This window comes from Mammaliicoccus sp. K-M42, assembly GCF_022386375.1.
Taxonomy (GTDB): Bacteria; Bacillota; Bacilli; order Staphylococcales; family Staphylococcaceae; genus Mammaliicoccus; species Mammaliicoccus fleurettii.
The window spans coordinates 1-23,300 of record NZ_JAJNIS010000031.1 but is presented as its reverse complement, the minus strand read 5'-3'; the positions used below and the strand labels follow the sequence as shown (position 1 = coordinate 23,300).

At 32.1% G+C, this 23,300-nt stretch carries 22 protein-coding genes and 1 riboswitch; of the genes, 15 read left to right on the top strand and 7 right to left on the bottom strand.

All coding sequences use genetic code 11. The features are described 5' to 3' along the window. Positions 1-445: 445 nt before the first annotated feature. Positions 446-1,714 carry a pyruvate MFS transporter gene (locus tag LQ668_RS11720; RefSeq protein WP_078357868.1) on the top strand — a complete coding sequence of 423 codons (1,269 nt, stop codon included), beginning with the start codon at positions 446-448 and terminating at the stop codon, positions 1,712-1,714. A 45-nt stretch (positions 1,715-1,759) separates the two neighbouring features. Here LQ668_RS11720 and LQ668_RS11715 read toward each other — a convergent pair whose 3' ends face one another. Continuing rightward, positions 1,760-2,047: a putative quinol monooxygenase gene (locus LQ668_RS11715; protein ID WP_078357867.1), complete on the bottom strand. Its 288-nt coding sequence runs from the start codon at positions 2,045-2,047 to the stop codon at positions 1,760-1,762. 222 nt (positions 2,048-2,269) lie between these two features. Between LQ668_RS11715 and LQ668_RS11710 the strand changes: the two genes are divergently transcribed. From LQ668_RS11710 to tenA, 4 genes are all read left to right on the top strand, one after another. Then, positions 2,270-3,271 (top strand): NADP-dependent oxidoreductase, encoded by a 1,002-nt coding sequence (locus LQ668_RS11710; protein WP_239747831.1) that lies wholly within the window; start codon positions 2,270-2,272, stop codon positions 3,269-3,271. A 155-nt stretch (positions 3,272-3,426) separates the two neighbouring features. Continuing rightward, positions 3,427-4,602, top strand: a complete 1,176-nt coding sequence (locus LQ668_RS11705) for a YbfB/YjiJ family MFS transporter (RefSeq protein ID WP_239700440.1) — start codon at positions 3,427-3,429, stop codon at positions 4,600-4,602. 18 nt (positions 4,603-4,620) lie between these two features. Beyond that, the gene (locus LQ668_RS11700; protein ID WP_078357864.1) at positions 4,621-4,977 is read left to right on the top strand and encodes a DUF2200 domain-containing protein; all 357 of its coding nucleotides are present in this window, start codon (positions 4,621-4,623) and stop codon (positions 4,975-4,977) included. A gap of 86 nt (positions 4,978-5,063) precedes the next feature. Then, positions 5,064-5,171: riboswitch (TPP riboswitch) on the top strand. A gap of 64 nt (positions 5,172-5,235) precedes the next feature. Then, positions 5,236-5,913 carry a thiaminase II gene (gene tenA, locus LQ668_RS11695; RefSeq protein ID WP_208143530.1) on the top strand — a complete coding sequence of 226 codons (678 nt, stop codon included), beginning with the start codon at positions 5,236-5,238 and terminating at the stop codon, positions 5,911-5,913. Between the two features lie 69 nt (positions 5,914-5,982). Here the strand turns inward: tenA and LQ668_RS11690 are convergent, their stop codons facing one another. The 3 genes from LQ668_RS11690 to LQ668_RS11680 are packed head-to-tail and all read right to left on the bottom strand — an operon-like array spanning position 5,983 to position 8,255. Further along, entirely contained in the window at positions 5,983-6,876 is an 894-nt protein-coding gene (locus LQ668_RS11690; protein WP_078357859.1) for a VOC family protein, read from the bottom strand. A gap of 57 nt (positions 6,877-6,933) precedes the next feature. After that, positions 6,934-7,626 (bottom strand): GNAT family N-acetyltransferase, encoded by a 693-nt coding sequence (locus tag LQ668_RS11685; protein WP_078357858.1) that lies wholly within the window; start codon positions 7,624-7,626, stop codon positions 6,934-6,936. A 53-nt stretch (positions 7,627-7,679) separates the two neighbouring features. Continuing rightward, positions 7,680-8,255 carry a phosphatase PAP2 family protein gene (locus LQ668_RS11680; protein WP_107509342.1) on the bottom strand — a complete coding sequence of 192 codons (576 nt, stop codon included), beginning with the start codon at positions 8,253-8,255 and terminating at the stop codon, positions 7,680-7,682. A gap of 163 nt (positions 8,256-8,418) precedes the next feature. On the opposite strand from LQ668_RS11680, the gene LQ668_RS11675 reads away from it, so the two are divergent. From LQ668_RS11675 to LQ668_RS11660, 4 genes are all read left to right on the top strand, one after another. Next, positions 8,419-9,333: an LCP family protein gene (locus tag LQ668_RS11675; RefSeq protein ID WP_239747879.1), complete on the top strand. Its 915-nt coding sequence runs from the start codon at positions 8,419-8,421 to the stop codon at positions 9,331-9,333. Positions 9,334-9,410: 77 nt separating this feature from the next. Next, on the top strand, positions 9,411-9,704 hold the full coding sequence (locus tag LQ668_RS11670) for a winged helix-turn-helix transcriptional regulator (protein ID WP_078357857.1): 294 nt from the start codon (positions 9,411-9,413) through the stop codon (positions 9,702-9,704). A 77-nt stretch (positions 9,705-9,781) separates the two neighbouring features. Further along, complete coding sequence (locus LQ668_RS11665; RefSeq protein ID WP_239747878.1) at positions 9,782-10,636, top strand: fructosamine kinase family protein; 855 nt, start codon at positions 9,782-9,784, stop codon at positions 10,634-10,636. A gap of 243 nt (positions 10,637-10,879) precedes the next feature. After that, on the top strand, positions 10,880-12,262 hold the full coding sequence (locus LQ668_RS11660; RefSeq protein ID WP_078357855.1) for an amino acid permease: 1,383 nt from the start codon (positions 10,880-10,882) through the stop codon (positions 12,260-12,262). Positions 12,263-12,875: 613 nt separating this feature from the next. Here LQ668_RS11660 and LQ668_RS11655 read toward each other — a convergent pair. Next, positions 12,876-13,793: a nucleoside hydrolase gene (locus LQ668_RS11655; RefSeq protein WP_239747877.1), complete on the bottom strand. Its 918-nt coding sequence runs from the start codon at positions 13,791-13,793 to the stop codon at positions 12,876-12,878. Positions 13,794-14,081: 288 nt separating this feature from the next. Here LQ668_RS11655 and LQ668_RS11650 point away from each other — a divergent pair, with 288 nt between their 5' ends. Together LQ668_RS11650 and LQ668_RS11645 are read left to right on the top strand one after the other, a co-directional pair. Continuing rightward, entirely contained in the window at positions 14,082-14,441 is a 360-nt protein-coding gene (locus LQ668_RS11650) for a helix-turn-helix domain-containing protein (protein ID WP_078357853.1), read from the top strand. 17 nt (positions 14,442-14,458) lie between these two features. Then, the gene (locus LQ668_RS11645) at positions 14,459-15,019 is read left to right on the top strand and encodes an RBBP9/YdeN family alpha/beta hydrolase (RefSeq protein ID WP_107509346.1); all 561 of its coding nucleotides are present in this window, start codon (positions 14,459-14,461) and stop codon (positions 15,017-15,019) included. A gap of 72 nt (positions 15,020-15,091) precedes the next feature. Here the strand turns inward: LQ668_RS11645 and LQ668_RS11640 are convergent, their stop codons facing one another. Then, the gene (locus LQ668_RS11640; protein WP_078357851.1) at positions 15,092-15,829 is read right to left on the bottom strand and encodes a transglycosylase family protein; all 738 of its coding nucleotides are present in this window, start codon (positions 15,827-15,829) and stop codon (positions 15,092-15,094) included. A 616-nt stretch (positions 15,830-16,445) separates the two neighbouring features. On the opposite strand from LQ668_RS11640, the gene isaB reads away from it, so the two are divergent. After that, positions 16,446-16,958, top strand: a complete 513-nt coding sequence (gene isaB / locus LQ668_RS11635) for an immunodominant staphylococcal antigen IsaB family protein (protein ID WP_107509347.1) — start codon at positions 16,446-16,448, stop codon at positions 16,956-16,958. A 232-nt stretch (positions 16,959-17,190) separates the two neighbouring features. Beyond that, positions 17,191-18,825, top strand: coding sequence for a ribosomal protection-like ABC-F family protein (gene abc-f, locus LQ668_RS11630; protein ID WP_107509348.1), 1,635 nt, complete (start codon positions 17,191-17,193; stop codon positions 18,823-18,825). Positions 18,826-19,027: 202 nt separating this feature from the next. Here abc-f and LQ668_RS11625 read toward each other — a convergent pair whose 3' ends face one another. Beyond that, a complete protein-coding gene (locus LQ668_RS11625) occupies positions 19,028-21,286 on the bottom strand; it encodes an ATP-binding cassette domain-containing protein (RefSeq protein WP_239747876.1) in 2,259 nt (752 codons plus the stop codon). 137 nt (positions 21,287-21,423) lie between these two features. Between LQ668_RS11625 and LQ668_RS11620 the strand changes: the two genes are divergently transcribed. Continuing rightward, positions 21,424-22,044 carry a cyclase family protein gene (locus LQ668_RS11620; RefSeq protein WP_107509350.1) on the top strand — a complete coding sequence of 207 codons (621 nt, stop codon included), beginning with the start codon at positions 21,424-21,426 and terminating at the stop codon, positions 22,042-22,044. A gap of 2 nt (positions 22,045-22,046) precedes the next feature. Then, positions 22,047-22,889 (top strand): tryptophan 2,3-dioxygenase, encoded by an 843-nt coding sequence (locus tag LQ668_RS11615; protein ID WP_208143543.1) that lies wholly within the window; start codon positions 22,047-22,049, stop codon positions 22,887-22,889. Positions 22,890-23,300: the final 411 nt, after the last annotated feature.

Below are 23,300 nucleotides of genomic sequence, written 5' to 3'. Positions count from 1 at the left end.
TTCACACAAGTCGAAAGAAGTGTAACTATAGATATCCATGTTCACACAAGTCGAAAGAAGTGTAACTATAGATATCCATGTTCACACAAGTTGGAAGAAGTGTAACTATAGATATCCATGTTCACACAAGTCGAGAGAAGTGTAACTATAGATATCCATGTTCACACAAATCGAAAGAAGTGTAACTATAGATATCCATATTCACACAAGTCGAAAGAAGTGTAACTACGGTCATCTATTTACACACAAATTTGCAGAGTATTGTATGATAGACCCCGTCAATTCAAGTGTTTTGTGTATTTATTCACAATAAAATATATGCCGATTTTTTAAATTTTATATTGTAAGCGTTTCCTAATTATGCTATATTCGACTTACTAATAATTAAAGTCATCATATGACCGTATGAATATAAAGGGAAATTAATTAAGAAAGTTGGATATTTATGAATGAAAAAAGAACTAATATAAGATGGTATTTTGCTATAGCATTCTTCATCATAGGGATTATTGCATATATGGACCGTTCAAACATCTCTATTATTGCTGGGCCGATGATGGAAGATTTAAATATGAACAAAACTCAATTCGGGTTCTTAGCATCCTTCTTCTCACTAGGTTATGCTTTAATGCAAGTACCTTCAGGAATTCTTGCTGAGAAATTTGGACCTAAGAAAATGTTAACAATCGCTTTACTATGGTGGAGTGCATTTACGATTTTAACTGGTGTTGTTAAAAATCACGGTTTACTATACTTTGTACGTTTCTTATTTGGTATTGGTGAAGCACCAATGTACCCATCAAATGCTGTGTTTAATAGTTATTGGTTTAACAAAAATGAAAAAGGCCGTGCTTCTTCAGCACTATTAGCCGGATCATATTTTGGACCAGTTATTGCACCAATCGTTACAATCGCTATTATGACTTCATTCGGTTGGGAAGCAGTGTTCTATATCTTTGGTTTTATAGGTATAATTATTGCGATTTTATGGGCAATTATCGCTAAAGACTTACCTGAACAACATAAAATGGTAAACGAAGCTGAGAAGAAATTTATTATGCAAACGCGTGATGTAGTGGATACTGAAAAAACATCTGCACCATGGAAAATCTTCTTTAGTCGTTTTAGCTTTTATGCTATTGCAGCACAATACTTTGTAGTACAGTTCGTAATTACATTATTCTTAATTTGGTTACCTACATATATACACGAAGAGTATCATGTTGATTTTGAAAAAATGGGCTTCATTGCTGGTGCTCCATGGTTAGCAATGTTTGTACTGATTATGTTAGGTGGAACAATTTCAGATAAAATTTTATCAAGCGGTAAATCTAAGTTTGCTGCACGTGGTATTATCGCAATCACTGGATTCGTCGTATTCTGTATTTCATTATACTTTGCCTTAGCTACTGATAACTTATACTTGAATATCTTCTGGTTATCACTTTGTCTTGGTGGAGTAGGTTTATCAATGGGAATGAGTTGGGCAACAGCTACAGACTTAGGTCGTAACTTTGCCGGTACTGTTTCTGGTTGGATGAACTTATGGGGTAATATAGGTGCGCTATTAAGTCCGATTTTAGCTGGTTTCTTAGCAGACAAAATTGGTTGGACATGGACATTACAATTAATGATGGTTCCTGTAGTATTCGCAATTATCATGTGGTTCTTTATTAAACCTGATAATCCGTTAGTTAAAGATAAAACTGTATAAAACAAAAAATCTATTGCCATAAAAGTGGCAATAGATTTTTTTTTATTATTCTTTATTTAAACTTACTTTAATATCTGCAGGTCCAGCTAGTAATGGTTTTACATTGCTAAAGAAGCTTAAGAAATGTTCACTATTATTATGTGATTCAATTGCTTCTTGGTTCTCCCAAATTTCATACATTAAATAAGTATTTTCTTTTTCTGTAGACTTAAAGTGTTCGTAACCGATATTTCCTTCTTCGTTTCTTGATGATTCAACTAAATTTTTTATTAATGATTCATATTGTTCAACAGATTGTGATTGAACTTCGAATTTAGCATTTATAATAATCATAAGATGACCTCTTTCTCTCTATCAATTTTATTTACTATAATGCATCATGACAGAACATAATAGAAAAGTAAATTTTAAAAGCTTAGAATTTCTATAGCTTTATTGAAATATCGAATTAAAGGAAAAACAAATTATTTGAGTCTCTTATTAATCAAGTCTAATATCTATTTATATAAAGGAAATAAATTGAATAATTTTTAGTTATAAATTAGGAGGAAAATCATGAAAAATGAACAAATAGTATTAGCTAAAAGAACAGAAGGTATTCCTCAAGATGATGTATTTCGCTATGAAGAGATCGACGTTAGAGAACCAAGTAGCGACGAAGTATTATTAAAAACGATATATGTATCCGTGGACCCTTATATGAGAGGTAGAATGAACGATTCAAAAAGTTACACGCAGTCATATGAATTAGATAAAACTTTTAACGGGCATATCGTAGCTGAGGTAGTTCAATCTAACTCAAGTGAATTACAAAAAGGAGACGTTGTTACGGGTGTATTGCCTTGGCAAAAATTTATAACCATTAACCAAAAATACGTAACTAAAATAGCTTCTAATGAAGTACCGTTTTACTTATATTTAAGTGTACTCGGTATGCCAGGAATGACAGCTTATCAAGGATTGTTGAAAATTGGTAAACCACAAGAAGGAGAAACTGTAGTTGTTTCAGCAGCTTCAGGAGCAGTAGGGTCAGTAGTTGGACAAATTGCTAAACTTAAAGGTGCTCATGTTGTTGGTATAGCAGGCGGCTCCGAGAAAGTTAATTATTTAACTGAGACGTTAGGTTTCGATGAAGGTGTAGATTATAAAAAAGACGATTTTGCTGAAAAACTTGAAAAAGCAGTACCAAATGGAATAGATGTATATTTTGAAAATGTAGGTGGAGAACTTTCAGACGAAGTATTTAAACACCTTAATAAATTTGCACGAATTCCAGTTTGTGGCGCAATATCTTCATATAATCTTAAAGGTGAGGACATTGGACCTCGCATACAACAAACACTTATAAAAAACCAAGCACTTATGCAAGGTTTTATAGTTGCTCAATTTAATGAAGACGTTAAAGAAGCTAGTGAACAATTAGCACAATGGGTACAAGAAGGTAAAATAAAATCAGAAGTAACAATAGATGAAGGATTTGACCAAATACCAAATGCATTCCGTAAATTATTTACAGGAGATAATTTTGGTAAGCAAGTCATTAAAGTATCAGAATAATATAGTAAATAAAAAGCATGCCCAATCCAAAATTATTAATAGTGGATATGGCGTGCTTTTTATTTTTCTTCTCTTCTTTCTCTTTTAAATTCATCTTGTGTATTCATGCTATGAGAGAGATAATATTACTTAAAAGAGAAAACGAGGTGCGTAAATTGTCAGCTAGTAAAGCGTATAAACAACTAATATTAGGTATGCTATCACTTTTTATTGTTATGGCGATTGGACGTTTTTCTTATACGCCCATTTTACCTTTCATGCAAAAAGCAACGCATTTAAGCAATCAAGACGCTGGATTATTAGCTACAATCAACTATTTAGGTTACTTGATTGGTGCGATGATTCCTACATTCTTAATTATGAGAAGCAAGGTCATTGATTTAAAAATATATTTATTAATCAACATTATTTCTGTATTACTTATGGGCTTTACGCATGACTTTATTACATGGAATGTTCTGAGATTTGTAGCTGGTATTACGAGCGGTACTGTATTTGTACTTGCTTCTAATGTCGTATTAGAAGGTTTAAATAAAGGCGGTAAGTCTCATTTATCTGGATTTTTATACAGTGGAGTTGGAATTGGAATATTCACGAGTAGTATTTTTGTTCAATTATATACAGATAGCGAGACATGGTCATCTACTTGGATCATATTAGGTGTAGCTTCTTTATTAATGGGTTCAATTGTTATTTTCTTAATGAAAGATATAAAGGAACCTTTAAATTTGAAGCAAAAGAAATTAAATATTGAGACTGATAAAAATGAAACATATACAAAATGGTTTATGGTGTTCTTTTCAATTGCTTATTTACTAGAAGGAGCGGGGTATATCGTTACAGGTACTTTCTTAGTCGCTATTGTTGAATCTATACCAAATCTAAAAGAATATGCTGCATTAAGTTGGATGTTTGTTGGTTTAACAGCAATACCTTCGTGTGTATTATGGTCCGTTTTAGGGAATAAGATAGGATATATTAAAGCGATTTATCTTGCATTTATGCTTCAATTTATAGGCGTTATATTGCCAGTGTTTTCACATACTACAATAAGCTTAATTATAAGTTCATGTTTATTTGGAGGAACTTTCTTAGGGTTAACGACTTTATTTATGTCACGAGGACAAATAATGAGTGCAATATCTGGTAAAAATTTAGTAGCACTATTAACATTTTTCTATAGCCTCGGACAAGTTATTGCACCATATTTTGCAGGAATATTAATTGGAGATACTAATAATTATAATGGTGCACTTATTTTTGCATCATCACTATTAGTGTTAGCGATTATTGCTATATTTTTAAGTCAAAGACAACGTCAACAAACATAAACGAAAGAAGGATAAAACATGAAAAAAGAAAAAGTATATGCAATGCCAGTTTCAAGTGTATATCCACATTACGTTACTAAAGCAGAGAAAAAAGGAAAAACAAAAGAAGACGTAGATGAAATCATCCTTTGGCTAACAGGTTATAGCCAGCAAGAATTAGAAGAAATTTTAGAAAATAAAACCGACTTTGAAACATTTTTCAAAGAAGCACCAAACAAAAATCCAAATAGAAAACTTATCAAAGGCGTTATTTGTGGAATAAGAGTAGAGGAAATCGAAGAACCACTAATGCAAGAAATAAGATATTTAGACAAACTAATTGATGAACTTGCAAGAGGAAAGAAAAAAGAGAATATATTTAGAAAAGAAAAGTAAGAATCGTGGGACTATTTATAACTTTATTTGCAAAATAACTACAAAACCGATATGTTGTAACTGAATGAAAATTAAATAAAAAAATATTAAACCACTGGAAGTGCCTTTTGAAAGGCTGAGATTAAAGTGAAACTTTGAAATTCCTTGAACCTGATCCAGTTTATACTGGCGTAGGAAAGTGGCATATCTATAATTAGAGTATAAGTAGACGCTATTTTCTTAATGAAAATAGCGTTTTTTTATATAAGGAGGATATAAATGAAATTTACAGATAGAATATTTAAAAGAGTTGAACCAATTTGGAAGTCTTATATGGATCATCCTTTTATTCAAGGATTAGGAGATGGGTCACTTGATGAAGAAAAGTTTAAACATTGGTTAAAGCAAGATTATGTATATTTGATTGAATATGCAAGGCTATTTTCTATTGGTGCAGCTAAATCTCCAGATTTACAGATGATGACAACTTACGCCGATTTAGCTTATGATACTTTGCATACAGAAATGGATTTGCATCGTAGCTATGCTAAACAATTTGGGATTACGGAAGAGGAACTTGAACAAACAGAACCAGCTCAAACTACATTAGCATATACAAGTTATATGTTGAATTTAGCACAACAAGGTGGAATCGAGAATGTTATTGCCGCAATACTAACGTGTACATGGAGTTATAGTTATATAGGTTTGAAATTAGCAGAAATTGAAGGTTCAAAAGACCATCCACTATATGGAGAATGGATTAAAATGTATGCATCACAAGAATTCAGTTCATCTAAAGAAGACTGCATTCAATTAATGAATAACGTAGCTGAAGGAAAGACAGAAGAAGAATTACAACGTTTAGAAGATATTGTTGTAAAGACAAGTTACTATGAATACATGTTCTGGGAAATGGCAGAGAAACTAGAGACATGGCCAGTACCAGTAAAATAAAACTAGCGCGTTAGAACACAAAAATTAATATATAAAAAAGAGAAAGCACAAAATGCTTTCTCTTTTTTGTTACTTTCCTTCATATGCTTTTATTAAAGTATCTACATCAAACTTCTTCATTTTCAAAAACGCTTCGGTTAGGCGTTTGATTTGTTCTGGCGTACCTTCTTCAGCCATTTTATCCATTATTTTAGGTACGATTTGCCAAGAAACTCCGAATTGGTCTTTAACCCAGCCGCATTGTTCTGATTCTGGTACGGCGGACAATTTATCCCAATAATAATCGATTTCTTCTTGGTCATCTAAGTTCAGCATCAGTGAAATACCTTCATTTAAGTTGAAATCATGTTTGTGTGCACTATCTAATGCAACAAAATATTGATTTTCTAGTTTGAATTCTGCGTGAGCTAATGTGTCTGGTTTATCTGGTTCCATACCTTCTGGATAGTAATACTTACTAGTGTCACCACTATCTTTAAATACGCTTGTATAATAATTGATCGCTTCTTCAGCGCGACCAACATTATCATTAATAAACATAAATGACGGTCTGATACGGTCATCAAATTCTTGATCGGTAATTAGTAGTTGCCATGATACTTCAAATTGATCTTCTAACCAACCGTATTTTTCACTAAAGTCGTATTTTTCTAACTCCATCATTACTTTACCGTTTTCTGCTAGTGCAGACCATACTTTATCTAATAAGTCTGCTTCTGATTGTTTAAATAATACAGTAAATGAAATAGAAGGGTTTTTCACAAAGTAAGGACCAGCATTAATTGCCATAAATCTATAACCAAAAATATTAAAAATAAACTGTTTGGACTCTCCTGATGGTGTGTCAGTAAAAGTTACATCTGTTACAACTTCTGATTCTGGAAAGACTTTCATATAAAAATCGACTGCTTTTTGGGCTTCTTTATCAAACCATAAGTGCGGGACTATTCTTTGATTATTCATCAATTCATCTCCTCGACAGTTTACCTTTATAATACCCAATCAGTAGAAAATAAACATTTATTTAATTGATAGTTTATTAACTTGATTACCATCACTATTGAAATTCTTTTCGTCTAGCCAATCTTCATACTGTTGTTTAATATTTGGCCACTCTTTATCTGTAATAGAGAACCAGTCTGTATCTCTAGTTCTACCTTTATATACTAATGCTTGTCTAAATGTACCTTCATATGTAAATCCTAATCGAAGTGCTGCTCGTTTAGAAGGTTCATTTAAGCTATCGCATTTCCATTCATAACGTCTATATTCTAAAGTTTCAAATACATATTTAGCAAGTAAATACTGAACTTCAGTAGCTATACGTGTTCTTTTTAAAAGTGATGAATAATGTATATGCCCCACTTCAATTGATGAAGCTTTAGTATTAATTCGTAAAAGTGATAATATGCCTAAAGCTTTACCAGTTGCTTTGTCTATTATCGCAAAGAAATAAGGATCTTGAGACTCAATTCGAGTATTCATTAATGCTTTGAATTCATCACTATCGTGAATCGGTTCATTCGGTAAGTATGTCCAATTTGCATCATTTTCTTTCGCACATAACAGTGTAAACAGATCATCTACATGACTTGAATTTAAATGTTCTAATTTACTATACTTACCTTCAATTGTATTAATGCTAGGATTTTTAGGATTCTGGAAAGATTTGACCTCGTCACCAATAGGTTGATTGAAGCTATTATATCTCATATAAGAAAACCTCCTTTATTGTATGGTATCACAAAATAAAGGAGGTGAAATATTTAATAAATAGGGTATTTTTTCGAAATCTTATTTACACATAAAAAAACTAAATGAACAATAATTAAGCTAGATAAAGTATCTGAGAAAAAGTGAGCATTTAAATAAATTCTTGAACACATCATAGAAATAATTACAATTACAGAAATAACCTTTACAATGCCTTTGTTGTATAAAGCGAGCAATACAAATATAGCTACAAATAATATTAATGTGTGCAAACTTGGAAAGCTATAGCCATCAATTAAATCAGAAGGTCTTGGTCTTTGGACGGTATATTTTAATAATGTTCCTATAATTATTGAAGTTACAGAAAAAATTAAATAAAGTAAGACCTTTTTCTTGTTGAGAATGAATAAACCTAAAAGTAAGACAGCGATTAAGATAACTGTATGTAAAGGTGAAAATATAAAAGAAAAAATAGATAAATAATTGTGTAATCTAAAGTCTACAGCCATGTTTTGTATAAAATGACTTACAGAACTATCTATTAGAGATATGTATCCAGTAAGAATAGATACGATGATTAACAGTAAAATAATTGAGTAGGCTATTATGAGTTTTGAATTTTTCATCATGGTGATATATGTTCCTTTGTATTTTATTTTTTAACTTTATTCAATTTTAAATAAAAAAACAATTTTAAACAATAAGACTTTAGGACTACCTAAAAAATATTTAATAGGTTACAGAAAAATGTTATCATCGAGAGTATGAAATAAAAAATATAGGAGCTTAACTATGAAACTAACAAGAAGAGGCAAGATTACAATATTTATTGCTGCTATTATCTTAATAGCTGGAATATTCGTAGTAACTAAGGTTGTTAACTTAAATAATAAAGTATATCAACCAATAAATAAGCAAGATTCAAAAAATGTTAAGGAAAAAATTAAACATAACAAACCAATATCAATCGCAATATTTGGAGTGGATTCTAATAAAGAGAGAGAATCTGAGAATATTGGAGAAAGAACGGATTCAATCATGTTGGCTTCTATCAATCCCAAAACGAAAAAAACACAATTAGTTAGTATACCGAGAGATATGGCTGTTAATATACCTGGATATTCAAATCATGATAAAATCGCTCATGCTTATGCGTATGGTGGATCAAAAACAGCAGTTCAAACGCTGAAGAAAGAATTTAATATCCCTATAGATGGTTATATTACAGTTGATATGGATGGATTTAAAAAAACAATCGACGCACTAGATGGAGTTTCCGTTAAAAGTAATAATTCATTTAAATTTAATGGAACAACTTTTAAAGCAGGTGAAAAAGTTAAGTTATCTGGAGACGAAGCATTAGATTTTGTGCGCAGCCGAAAAGAAGCAGGTGCTGGTGATGACGAGGGTAGACAAGAGCGACAAAGAATAGTAATAGAAGCGACTAGTAAAAAATTAAAAAACAATTTAAATGTTAACAACTTCAATAAATTAATGAATGTGGCTCAAGATAACATCACAACGAGTTTTAATCTAAATGACACAAGGAAATTAATTTCAGAATATAAGGATGCAACAGAACATTTTGAGAAAATATCTATAGATGGTGTGAACCAATTAGAGAATGATGAAATATGGTATTTTGAAGCGGACGATGTAGCTAAACAAGAAATCATTAAATCTTATAATAACAATCTTGAAAGTTAAGATAATATATAATTTTCAAGTTATGTTATAGTTTAAACAAGTTTTTCAAAATACCTTATACGAGAAGAGGTAAAAATATGCGTTCAGTTAACGAGGACAAAGTTATTTCTAACATCAATCAATTAGGTCATAACTATGGGTTAATAGTATTGGCTAAATTAAGCAATGTAGAGAGAGAAGAGAGGGACTTAATCTCAGAACTTGAAAGTTATGATCAGCAAAAGATTAAACAATCACTCGAATTATTAGTTGAAAATGAATTTCTACAAGTTAGAATAGAAGAAATTATGCCACCGAATATATATTATTCTATATCTGAAAAAGGAGAACAATTAATACCTTTTATAAAACAGTTTGAACAGATGAAATGATAATAGATATACCTCTCATATCCCATAATTGAGCTCGTTATCATATTCATTTACACTATTATATAGGAGGGATAGTCATGAATAAAGATTGGCAATCACAATTACCTATAGATAATATCCAAGAAATGAAACCAGTTAGTGGTGGAGATGTAAATGAAGCATATAGAATAGAAACGACAAATGGACCATATTTTTTGCTTGTTCAACATGATAGAAGTGATGACTTTTATGCAGCTGAAATTGCCGGCTTAGAAGCGTTTGAAGCGGCTGATGTAACTGCTCCTGTTGTTAAAGCTCATGGACAAATTAATGGAGATGCTTATTTATTGTTAAGTTATCTCGAAGAAGGTCATTCTGAAAATCAAAGAGAACTAGGAAAGCTTGTGGCGAAGTTACACAGTCATCATGAGCCACATGGTAAGTTTGGATTCCATTTGCCTTATCATGGAAGTGATATTACTTTTGAAAATGGTTGGAAAGATACGTGGATTAATATATTTGTAGAACAAAGGCTAGACCAATTGAGAGATGAAATTGTGAATAGAGGATTATGGTCTAGAGAAGAACTTTCATTATTTGAAAAAGTGCGTGAAAAGATAATCAAAACTTTAGAAAATCATAATAGTAAACCTTCATTATTACATGGAGATTTATGGGCAGGTAATTACATGTTCTTATCTAATGGAGAACCTGCTCTATTCGACCCGTCACCTTTATATGGTGATAGAGAATTTGACCTTGGAGCTACAAAAGTGTTCGGAGGATTTACGAATGAATTTTATGATGCATACAACGAAGCTTTACCTTTAAGCAAAGGTTCAGATGATAGAATTAAATTTTATGAACTTTATTTATTAATGGTACATTTAGTGAAATTTGGTTCTATATATGCAGGAAGCGTGAACAGAACAATGGCAGAGATAATACAATAAAATATACTTGGAAATACAAGAGTGATATTTTAGCGAAAGAGTTAAAATATCACTTTTTTTGTAGAAAATAGATGATATTTATGAATAAATTACAATATTATGAACATAATTCATTTAAAATAATAAAATTCAGAAAACGCTTTCTAGTAACGCTTTATTTTCTGACACTTTATAGTATAATTGTCCCATGAAGTTTGACGCATTTAAAATTTGATGAATTGAAACAAGGAGTGACACGAAATAATGGAAGACAATCATTTAAAAAGAGGTCTTAGTTCTCGTCAAGTACAGATGATCGCACTTGGTGGTACTATTGGTGTTGGTTTATTCATGGGTGCATCAAGTACGATTAAATGGACGGGGCCATCTGCAATATTTGCTTATTTAGTAGCAGGTCTATTCTTATATTTAGTAATGAGAGCAATGGGAGAATTAGTTTACTTATATCCAACGACTGGTTCATTTGCTAACTATGCAAGTGATTATTTACATCCAGTTGCAGGTTATGTAACCGCATGGAGTAATATATTCCAATGGATAGTAGTAGGGATGAGTGAAGTTATAGCCGTTGGACAATATATGCAATATTGGTGGCCAGAATTACCAACTTGGGTACCGGGAGTCATAGTTGTAGTTACATTGGCAGCAGCAAATTTAACTTCAGTTAAAGCATTCGGTGAATTTGAATTCTGGTTTGCTATGATAAAAGTAGTGACAATTATTTTAATGATTATTGCAGGTTTCGGTTTAATATTCTTTGGGCTAGGAAATGGCGGAAATGCTATAGGCTTAGGCAATTTAACTGAACACGGAGGATTCTTCCCTAATGGTATTATAGGCTTCTTTTTTGCTTTATCAATGGTTGTTGGTTCCTATCAAGGTGTAGAGTTAATAGGTATTACAGCAGGTGAAACTAAAGATCCACAGAAAAATATTAAAAACGCTGTAAACGGTGTTATATGGCGTATATTAATCTTTTACATAGGTGCAATATTTGTTATTGTAACTGTTTATCCTTGGGATCAATTAGGTAATGTAGGTAGTCCATTCGTTGCAACATTTGCAAAAGTTGGTATTACAATAGCAGCAGGATTAATTAACTTTGTTGTAATTACAGCTGCAATGTCTGGTTGTAACTCAGGAATCTTTAGTTCAAGTCGTATGGTATATACGTTAGCTCAAAAAGGACAAATGCCACGTATATTTACGAAAGTAATGAAAACAGGCGTTCCATTCTTTGCAGTGTTAGCCATTTCAATTGGTATTTTTGTAGGTGTTATCTTAAATATTGTACTACCATTAGTAATAGATGGTTCTGAAAATATATTCGTGTATGTATACAGTGCATCTATTTTACCAGGTATGGTACCTTGGTTTATGATTTTACTAAGTCACATACAATTTAGAAAAAAACATCCAGAAGAAATTAAAAATCATCCATTCAAGATGCCATTCGCACCATATACAAACTATATAACATTAGGATTCTTTATTTTAGTATTAATCGGTATGTTGTTTAACGCAGAAACAAGAGTATCGGTAATTATCGGTATAGTATTCCTATCAGCAATGACACTTATTTATTTCTTAAGAGGTTATCATAGAATAGATAAAGGTGAATATTAATAAAATAATATCGAGAGTGCGACAGAAGTCCTAACTCAAAATAAATAAGCATATCACTTAACTGAACTTTTCAGTTTTACAGTGATATGCTTGTTTTTTTATTTTACGATTTTGTAAAGTGCATGCTTGCCTAGGGGTATGGCTCGAGCCTGTAGTCTCTCACGCATACTATTCCCTCAGGCGTCAGCACTTACAAAATCGTTATAAATATACAGTTTTATATAATCTTACGATTTTGTACGTGCATGCTTGCCTAGGGGTATGGCTCGAGCCTGTAGTCTCTCACTCATACTATTCCCTCAGGCGTCCGCACTACAAAATCGTTATAAATGTCTGTAAGAAGGGTGCTAAGGGACAAAATTCTGAGAAATGTCCGTAAGAGGGGTGCTAAGGGACATAATTCTGAGAAATGTCCGTAAGAGGTGTTGTTAGGGACATAATTCCGAGAAATGTCCGTAAGAGGTGTCGTTAGGGACAAAATTCTGAGAAATGTCCGTAAGATGTGGTGTTAGAGACATAATTCAGAGAAATGTCCGTAAGATGTGTTGTTAAGGAGCATAATTCGTAATTCTGCCAGTAAGCACAATCTCAATATTCACTTGTATATTATTCTCTATCTCGCTTGATGTATGTCTTTTACGAATTCTACAAATTTTTCTCTAAATTGTTTATTATTTGCATGCATACAGACTTCAACTTTACCTTCTTTATTAAATTCTGTGTATGTACATCCGGCTGCTTGTCCTTCTGTTATAACGGAAACGTCAGCTCGCTCTGTTGTGAACATTTCTGGATAAAGTAAATAAAATAATGTACATAAATCATGTATGATATGTTCGTGTTTTTTACCTGAATTTACATCATTATAGACTTCTAACATGTCAGTTATTAAGTTGCCAAAGTCTCCTTGTTTTTTGAGTGTTTGTATATCATCCTGGTTAATCATAGTTTCTCTCGTTACATCAAGACCACACATAACGATAGGGATATCTTGATTAAATACGATTTGAGCTGAGTGTGGGTCTACATATATATTGAATTCAGCTAATGGTGTTGCATTTCCTCCGACTGCAGCGCCACCCATTAAAACAATTTGTTTAATATTGCTTTTAGTTTCTGGGAAGAGTGAAAATAATAATGCAATATTAGTTAAAGGACTAATAGGAACTAAAGTTATAGGTTCTTCAGAATTCATAATCGTTTCTTTCATTGCTATAACGGCATGATCTTCTAAAATATTTGTTTGAGATGAAGTCTTAAATTGCACATTACCAATTCCATTATGTCCATGAACATGTTCAGCAGTAGCAAGCTTATTGATGAGTGGTGTATCGACACCTTTTGCTACAGGTATATCTTTTTTAAAGTAATTTACAATATCTAATGCATTTTGTGTAGTATGTTCAATTCCAACATTACCGCCTACTGAAGTAATGAGTTTCACATCTAAATCTTTACTATGTATGGCAGCAGAAATTGCAATGATGTCATCTATACCAGGATCTGTATCTATAATAATAGGAATAGCCAATTTACTCACTCCTTAAAATATATTTATATTATTTAGTATAACAAACATTATTTATTATTAATGTTTGTAGATATTCTACGCTAGTAATCCCTACAATAATGTTTATATTTATTAGGAGACGGAGGGTAGTATGACCGTATTCTAAATATAAAAATTGTGAAAATGGGTATAACCTAAGTAAGAGTTGGTTTAATAAGGTCGCAACTTCTGGTTGCTGTGGGAAGCAAAAAATAGTTTCGGGACTTTTTGTATGATTAGTTCTATAGTGTAGAAAAGGGGTGAATAATCATGAATATTGGATCGAAAATTAAAGAAGAACGTGAGCTTAATGGATGGTCACAAGATGAATTGGCTGCTAAATTACATGTAACAAGACAAAGTGTTTCTAAATGGGAACTGGGTAAGGTGTATCCTGGCATAGATATACTAGTTCAAATGAGTGATATATTCGATTTATCTTTAGATGAGTTAATAAAAGGAGATAAAAATTTAAAGAAAACGATTATTGAAACTTACAGAGAAACACCTCAACAAGATATTAATTATAATAGACCAAGGAATGGTTGGGAGTTCTTTTCAAAATTTTGGTGGCTCGTTTTTCCATTTGGAGGAATTATTATAGGGATCATTAATGCACTTGTACATTAAATCGAAAGGTGATTGTTATGAATAAATATTTATATATAGCACATGGTTACAATGCTAATAGTCAAAAGCATTGGTTTAAGTGGTTGACTCAACATGTTCCTAGTGTTGATAGTAAGATTTTAGATTTTCCTAATTCTTCAAATCCTATATTGAGTGATTGGACGGATAGGTTAAAGGCAGAGGTGGATTTAACTTCTGGTGAAAATGTGATTGTTGCGCATAGTTTAGGTGTTGTGACGGTGCTGAATTATCTTTCGAAGTATGATGGTAAGTTGAACATTAAAGGTCTTGTATTGGTTGCAGGATTTTATGAAGAAATCCCGGAATTAAGTAAACTCGATGATTATATTCAGCATACTAATATAGATTTTGAAAAACTTAAAGAAATAGTACCCAATATTATAAGTATTATTGCGACAAACGATCGCGTAGTTCCATATAAACTCAGTGAAAATTTAGCGAAAAAGTTAAATTCTGAATTTGTAACCATTGAACACGATGGACATTTTTGTGATAGGGATGGTTATACTTCATTTCCGGAAGTTGCAAGTTATGTAAATAGAATATTAAATCAATAAAAAAACGCCCTCGGCTATTGCCGAGGGCGTTGGATTAGTTTGTTGAATAAAATTTTAGTACTGCTTAATTAATTATGCAGTTACCCATTGTGAAGGGCCTGCAGTGTTGTATAATTTAACAGCTGCTGCATCTTGTACATGTTCAGGAGCTTCTGTAGGTGATACACCTTTGTATTCTGCTGGAGCTACTGAATCCCAAGTAGTTTGTAGGAATTGGTATTTACCAGCTGCACCTGATGATGGGTTAACAGCTTTTAAGTCGCCGCCTGATTCACGTTGAGCGATAGCTTTTAAGTGATCATTAACGTTTACACTTGAACCTTCAGAAGCTGAAGATGATTTAGTTTCTTGAGCTGGCGCTTGTTGTGTTTGTTGTTGAGCTGGTGCTTGAGTTTCTTGTTTTGGCGCTTCTACTTGTTTTGGCGCTTCTTGAGTTGCTTGTTCGCTAGCAGTGTTGTTTGCTGCTGGAGCTGGAGTTTGTTCAGCTACGTTTTGTTCAGCAACTGGTTGTTGTTGAGCTACTGGAGCTTGAGTGCTTTCAGTGTCAGCTGCATTAGTTGCATGATATTCCCAAGTAAAGTTGTATCCATCTGATTCAAAGTTATATTCGAATCCATCTAATGTGAAATTAATGTCATATGCGCCTTCTTGGACAGCATGTTCATTAAGTTCTGGTGAATTTGATTGAGCTAATTGAGCTAATTGCTCTTTATTTACGCCTTGTTCAGATGCATCTGCTACTTGTGAAGATGCTACTCCTGTTGCTCCGATTGCTACTGCTAATGATGAAGTTAAAATTGCTTTTTTCATAATTGTAAAACCCTCCGAATAATTTTTTATTTATTAGTATCTTAATTTAAGATGATGATTTCTTTGTTAGTTAAAAATTCTCCCCTGAAAATTGGGACAAGACAACAATAACATAAATAAAGGCTTTGTAAATTACAGTCAAATAACAAAAGATTACAATGTGCAAGAAATATTGTAATAAAGAATTACAGTTGAGATATTTTGTAATATTACACTTAAATTTACCAATTGTATGCAATTGTATGAAAAAGTCCGGAAAATAGATGTTACGTACGGAATACTTTCATGACAGTTTTGAACTTCGATATTAAGAGAGACATTCAACATTGGAAAAGTGCTTTGAGTATCGATGAAAGAAGTATAAAAATTTTCTGAAGTTATAAAGATTCAGTAAATCCTATGAGTTTAATAAGATTATTGTAGCTTTTAAGTAATATTATAAAAGACTGCATAGTTAGTGCGAGTAAGTTTAAATAGATTTATATCATCAGAAGACTGAATTATCAGTATTATTACTACTTATAGAATGAAAAACGTTTGACGTAACATTTTTGAAATCTTTGTAATGTTATTGTAATATGTAAGTGTACAATTATACTAAAAGGGAGTGGTGGAAATGAATAAAGTGGCAAAGTTAACAATTGCAACAGGAATTTCAATCGGAACAATGTTTGGAGTAGTAAATATCCCTAGTCAAGATGGTAATGATGTCGAAGCTGCAACAACACCTTACTATAAGTATCAAGGTAATACAGGGCATGATGGTAGCTTTATCTTAGATTCAACTTTCATCAACGCATTAGTGTACAAGAACGTAACAATGAATGGTCATAGAATTGTTCAACCTCAATCAAATGATGGAGAAACTTTTAAAAATATGAATTCTTATGATCAAACGTTTTATTTTGGTAATAACCACAACGATAATTATGCTGCTAGTGTCAAGTTTCCAGTGAAACAGAAACATATATCTAAATCACAAATTATGAATGCTTATGGAAATGATTATACTATAGAAGAAACTAGTAACGGAAAAAATTATAGATTCATTGTAGAGGGGAATCTTATTATATTTACAATAGTAGATAATTACGTCACAAATGTTAATATCGGCGAAGATTTAGAATAATGAATCGCATTGTAAAATAACAATACCAGTAATATAATAAAGATAACTTTGATGAACGGAGGTGTTTCAGATGTTTCTTTTAGCTCATAGTTGCAGATTCTTTGTAATCGTACGCAACAAATTTGCGAATGTTTCTCCAAAATTGGCGAAGTATGTCTTTTTTGAAGAAAAATATAGCTATAAGGAATGTCTGACACCAGCTTCCTTGTAGCACGATTTTGGAGGAAGCAATATGAATATTATAAACATGTCTAAATTATCTAAGTCTTATACAGGTGATGTTATATTTGAAGATATTAAATATGACTTGAATGAAGGGGACTGTGTAGGGCTAGTTGGAAGAAATGGTGAAGGTAAAAGTACATTATTAAAATTGATGGCTGGTATAGAATCACCTACAGAAGGGCAAATAAGCTGGCAGAAGAATATATCAATTGGATATTTGAATCAATTACCAAACTATGAAGATGGCAAACTAGTATATGAATGTTTAACTGAAGTATTTGAAGAAGTTAATAACATTTCACAGAAAATGCAGTTAATCGAAGCTGAGATGGCTAATGAAACTGACAAAATTGAACTATTATTAAAGAAGTATGGGCAATTACAAGAATTGTTCGAACAACTAGGTGGATATGAAATAGATGCTCAAATAAGACGAGTAAGTCACGGATTAAAAATAAATCATTTATTAAATCATACGTGGGAGAAACTCTCTGGAGGAGAAAGAACGAAAGTAGGGTTAGCTCAAATACTATTACAACAACCTAAATTGTTATTATTAGATGAACCTACCAATCATTTAGACATTTCATCTATTGATTGGTTAGCAGATTTTATTAAGCAATATTCAGGCGCAGTTGTCATAGTTTCTCATGATAGATACTTTTTAGATGACACTGTTAATCAAATATTAGAAATTGATCAAGGTCAATTGCATGTATACCATGGTAATTATAGTTATTTTGTTAAAGAAAAAGAAGTAAGAATTATAAATGAATTTGAAGCATATCAAACACAACAAAAGAAAATTAAGAAAATGGAAGACTCGATTAAGCAATTAAGATTATGGGCAAGCCAAGCAAATCCACCAAATGCAGCTTTATTTAAACGGGCAAAAAGTATAGAAAAAGCATTGTATAGAATAAAGAAATTAGATAAGCCTATACTAGAACATAAAAGAATGAACGTGAATTTAGCAGAAGGACAACGCGTTTCTAACGATGTAATAGAATTAGAAAGTGTTTCTAAGATGTACGAAGATATATTGTTTGAAGAAATTGATTTACTCATTAGAAGAAAAGAACATGTATCTATAATAGGAGATAATGGAACAGGAAAGAGTACATTATTAAAAATGATGATTAATCAAATAGAACCAGATGAAGGAATAGTTAAAAGAGCATCTAATTTAAGAATAGGTTATTTATCACAACACACTTTTGAAAATATTGATAACCAATCAGTTATCGAAACATTTAGAGATGTAGTTCATGTAACAGAAGGTCAAGCTAGACATATACTTGCACAATTTATGTTTTATGGAGAAGATGTATTTAATAAAATCAGTAGTCTAAGTGGTGGAGAAAAAATGAGATTACGTTGGGCACAAATTGTGAATCAAGATTTTAACGTGCTAGTATTAGACGAACCAACAAACCATTTAGATATAGATGCAAAAGAAACAATAGAAGACGCATTGTTAGATTATAATGGTACAATCATCGCAGTTTCACATGATAGATACTTCTTGAATAAGCTATTTGATATAACATATTTATTAAAAGATAAAAAATTAACTAAATTTGAAGGAAACTATGATTACGTTAAAGAAAAATTAAGAGAAAAAGAAGAATTTGAAGTATAAACTTCGATCTTAATATTGGTCTGATTAGAATCGCACGAAGACTGATTAGAATCGCACGAAGACTGAGGAGATATCGTGCGATTCGAGTCAAATCCGAGCAAAACGCACGATATCTCTTTAACATGAAATCTATTTACTTCCTATATTAAATCACCCCACCTAATTCGAAAGTTTATCTTCTTCGAATTAGGTGGGGGGTTTTCTATATTTCTACATATCTATTCAAATGTTTGGCTGTTACTGATTCTTCTATTTCTAATAAGCCTTTTGGTTCGCCACTATATAATATTTTACCTCCGATCATGCCTGCTCCGGGTCCTACGTCGATTATCCAGTCTGCATGTGTCATCATAGTCAAGTTATGTTCTATTAATATGACGGTGTTGCCTTGTTGGATGAGTTGTTCGAAACATGATAATAATGTTGGTATGTCATCTTCATGCAGTCCTGTTGTTGGTTCGTCGAATATGAATATTTGGTTTGAAGCGGATTGATCTAAATATCTGCTCAGTTTAACGCGTTGTATTTCTCCGCCTGATAATGTATCTAGTGATTGTCCTAAAGTCATATAATGTAGGCCGGTTGATTCTAAATGTTTAAGACGTGTGTATACTTTATTGTTATTTTTAAATATGTTCATTCCTTCTTCAACTGTTAGTGCTAATACATCTGCTATTGAATAACCGTTTACTTTGGCTTCTAATACTTCTGGTTTATATCTGGTCCCTTTACACACTTCGCAAACTTGTGAAAAGTCAGGCATAAATGCAAGTTCTGTTTTGATAACGCCTTTACCATGACATTCTGGACAGGCACCTTCTGAGTTGTAGCTAAACATACTTTTCTTTAGTCCTGTTTCTTTGCTGAAGAATTCTCTTACTTCATCAAAGAGATCCATATAAGTTAGTAAGTTTGAACGATTTGAAGCATGTACAGGTTTTTGGTCAATGAAAGTAGTCTCTTTCTGAGATTTAAGTCCTGCTTTTAATAATGTGCTTTTTCCGGAACCTGCTACACCTGTAATAACAGACAAAATATTTTTAGGTATATCAACGGACACGTTTACTAAGTTGTTTTCTGATATATTTTTTAAATTGATGTAGCTCTGTGCGTTTCTAGGTAATGTTTTTAATTTGTGTTGTCGTTTTAAAGCTTTACCAGTAGAAGTATCAGATTGTAACAATTCATGATAAGTACCTGTGAATGTAATTTCACCACCATGTTTGCCTGCACCGGGTCCAATGTCTATAACGTGGTCTGCAATACGAATAACGTCAGGGTCATGTTCTACGACGAGTACTGTATTGCCTTTATCTCTTATAGATTTCATAATGTCATTTATTTTTTCAATATCTTCAGGATGTAAGCCAACACTAGGTTCATCAATAATATAGACGAGGTCAGATAGTGGACTATTTAAGTGACGTATTAATTTAATGCGTTGAGATTCTCCTCCTGATAGAGAAGGTGTCTTACGGTCCAATGTTAAATAATTTAATCCAACATAAGATAAAGCTTCTAACTGCTCTAATAATGGTTTAATAATATATGCAGCTTTTTTGTCTTTAAGTTTATTTAGAAATTCAATCGCATCATCTATTGAAAGAGCTGTAAAATCAGTAATGCTCAGTCCATTTATTTTACAACTTAAAATTTTATCGTTTAGTCTTTTACCATGACATTTTGGACATTTATGGGAAGTGACAACTCTATTTACGTCTTCTAGAAAACGTTTCTTTTCGAAATTATCATTCAATAGAAATGAGCGTCTAAAACGATGAATCAAACCTTCAAATTTAGCAGTTTTTGGCCAATTTTCTGGAGGATTTTTAAGTTTTTTGGGTTTTGTATAAAGGAATGTGTCCATTTCTTCTTTAGTAAAGTCTTTAAGCTTCTTGTCATTATCAAATAAACCACTATATAAATAACGTTTGCCACGCCAGCTATCTGGTCTAAATGATGGGAACTTTATCGCATCTTCATTTAAAGATTTATCATAATCTAACAACTCGTTTAAGTCGATATCTTCAACATAACCGAGTCCTTGGCAACGTTCGCACATGCCACTTGGATTATTAAATGAAAATACGCTCGAATATCCAACAAAAGGCTCACCCACTCTTGACCATAAAAGTCTAACTGAAGCGTAAATGTCAGATATTGTTCCTACAGTTGAACGTGAATTTCCACCCAATCTTTTTTGATTTATAATCATGGCAACTGGTAGATGTTCTATTCTATCAACATCCGGCTTTTCATAAGATGTCAGTTGATTTTGTACATAGCTTGAATAAGTTTCATTTAATAAACGTTCAGATTCAGCTGCTAAAGTACTAAAAACTAGTGATGATTTTCCCGAACCAGATCTTCCAGTGAAGACTGTTAATTGATGTTTCGGGATATCTATATTAATATTTTTTAAATTATTCTGGTTTGCTCCGTGTACACGTATGTATGACATGTTCATTCACCTCATTATGAGTTTACCCAAATATCATTCATTGCTAAACAGTATCCACCTTAAATATCAGAATTCATGTACAATAGAATTAAAAGAAGGTAAAACGAAAACGATTACACAAGTAGAGGAGCATGTTTATGTGGATTGATATTACACAACCATTAACAAATGATATAGCAAATTGGCCAGGAGATGAGCCTTTCCGTTTTGAATTATCTGCAACTAAAGAAGAAACAGGGTCTGTAAATATTGGTTGTATTTCAACGAGCACGCATATAGGGACACATATGGACGCACCATTTCATTTTGATAATGATGGAATAAAGATTCATGAGATTGATGTGAATAGACTAATTGGAGAAGCTACTTTAGTAGAAGTAATTGGAGAAGCGCTTATTACGCGAGAGATACTAGAAGGTTTCGATATTAAAGGGACAATAATTATGATTAAAACAAAGTCTCAAGCTCATGCTGATGTGTTTCCGGATACAGTTCCAGTCCTAACTGAAGAAGCAATCGCTTATTTGTCATCAATTGGTATAAAAGTATTTGGAATTGATGTACCTTCAGTAGATGACATAGATTCTAAAACTTTAGATAATCATCATGCGTTTAATCGCTATGATATTATCAATATTGAAAATTTATTATTAGAAGATGTTACACAAGGATATTATGATTTTATAGGGTTACCATTGAATATCGTTGGTGCAGACGGTTCACCAATAAGAGCAACTATAGCAAAAAAGGGGGAATAATAATGAGCCATTATCAAGATGAATCAATTAAAGGGGAAAGTGTTAAAACGGATTTTACAGAAGATATGACATATAGTGAGTACTTAGGTTTAGATAAAATATTATCAGCACAACACACCTTAACAGATGCACACGATGAGAAATTATTTATTATTGTACATCAAGTTTCAGAACTATGGATGAACTTGATTATTCATGAAATTAATTCAGCTTGTGAAGATATAAAACTAGATCAATATAAACAAGCTTTTAAAAAATTAGCAAGAGTAGGTAATATTCAAAAACAACTCATTCAAGTATGGGAAGTATTATCGACGATGACACCAAGTGACTATTTGAAATTCAGAGAAGATTTAGGAAACTCTTCTGGATTCCAATCTTTTCAAAATAGAATGATTGAATATAGCCTAGGTTATAAAACAACACACGCGTTGAAAATATATGAAAAAGACCCAAATATTTATAATCAATTAAAAAATCAACTTGAAAGACCAAGTATATACGATGAAACAATCAAAGCAGTGAATAGAGCAGGATTCAATATCGATAAAGATGTGTTAAACAGAGAAGTAACAAAGAATTACGAACGCAATGATTCAGTCAAAGAAGCATTTAAAGAAATTTATTTAAATTCAGAAGATTACTTTGAACTATATGAATTACTAGAAAAATTAACAGACGTTGAAGATAGATATAGTCAATGGCGATTTAGACATATGAAGACTGTACAAAGAATTATAGGATTTAAAATAGGGACAGGCGGAAGTTCAGGCGTTAACTATTTGAAACGTGTCATTGATCAAGCATTCTTCCCAGAATTGTGGGAACTTAGAACAGAATTATAGTGCATATGTGATGATAGGGTTTGATAAAAAATTGAAAGAGCTTGGGACGTAAATGTTCTAAGCTCTTTTCGTTGTGTGGTGTTAATTTTGAGCATGTCTTAGATTAACTGTTGAATTAATCTACAACTTAGCCGAACTCTTAGATTAACTGCTGACTTAATCTACAACTCAGGCAAACTCTTAGATTAACTGCTGAATTAATCTACAACAAAGCCCAACTCTTAGATTAACTGTTGAATTAATCTACAACTCAGCCGAACTCTTAGATTAACTGCCTAATTAATCTACAACAAAGCCAAACTCTTAGATTAACTGCTGAATTAATCTACAACTCAGGCAAACTCTTAGATTAACTGCTGAATTAATCTACAACAAAGCCCAACTCTTAGATTAACTGTTGAATTAATCTAC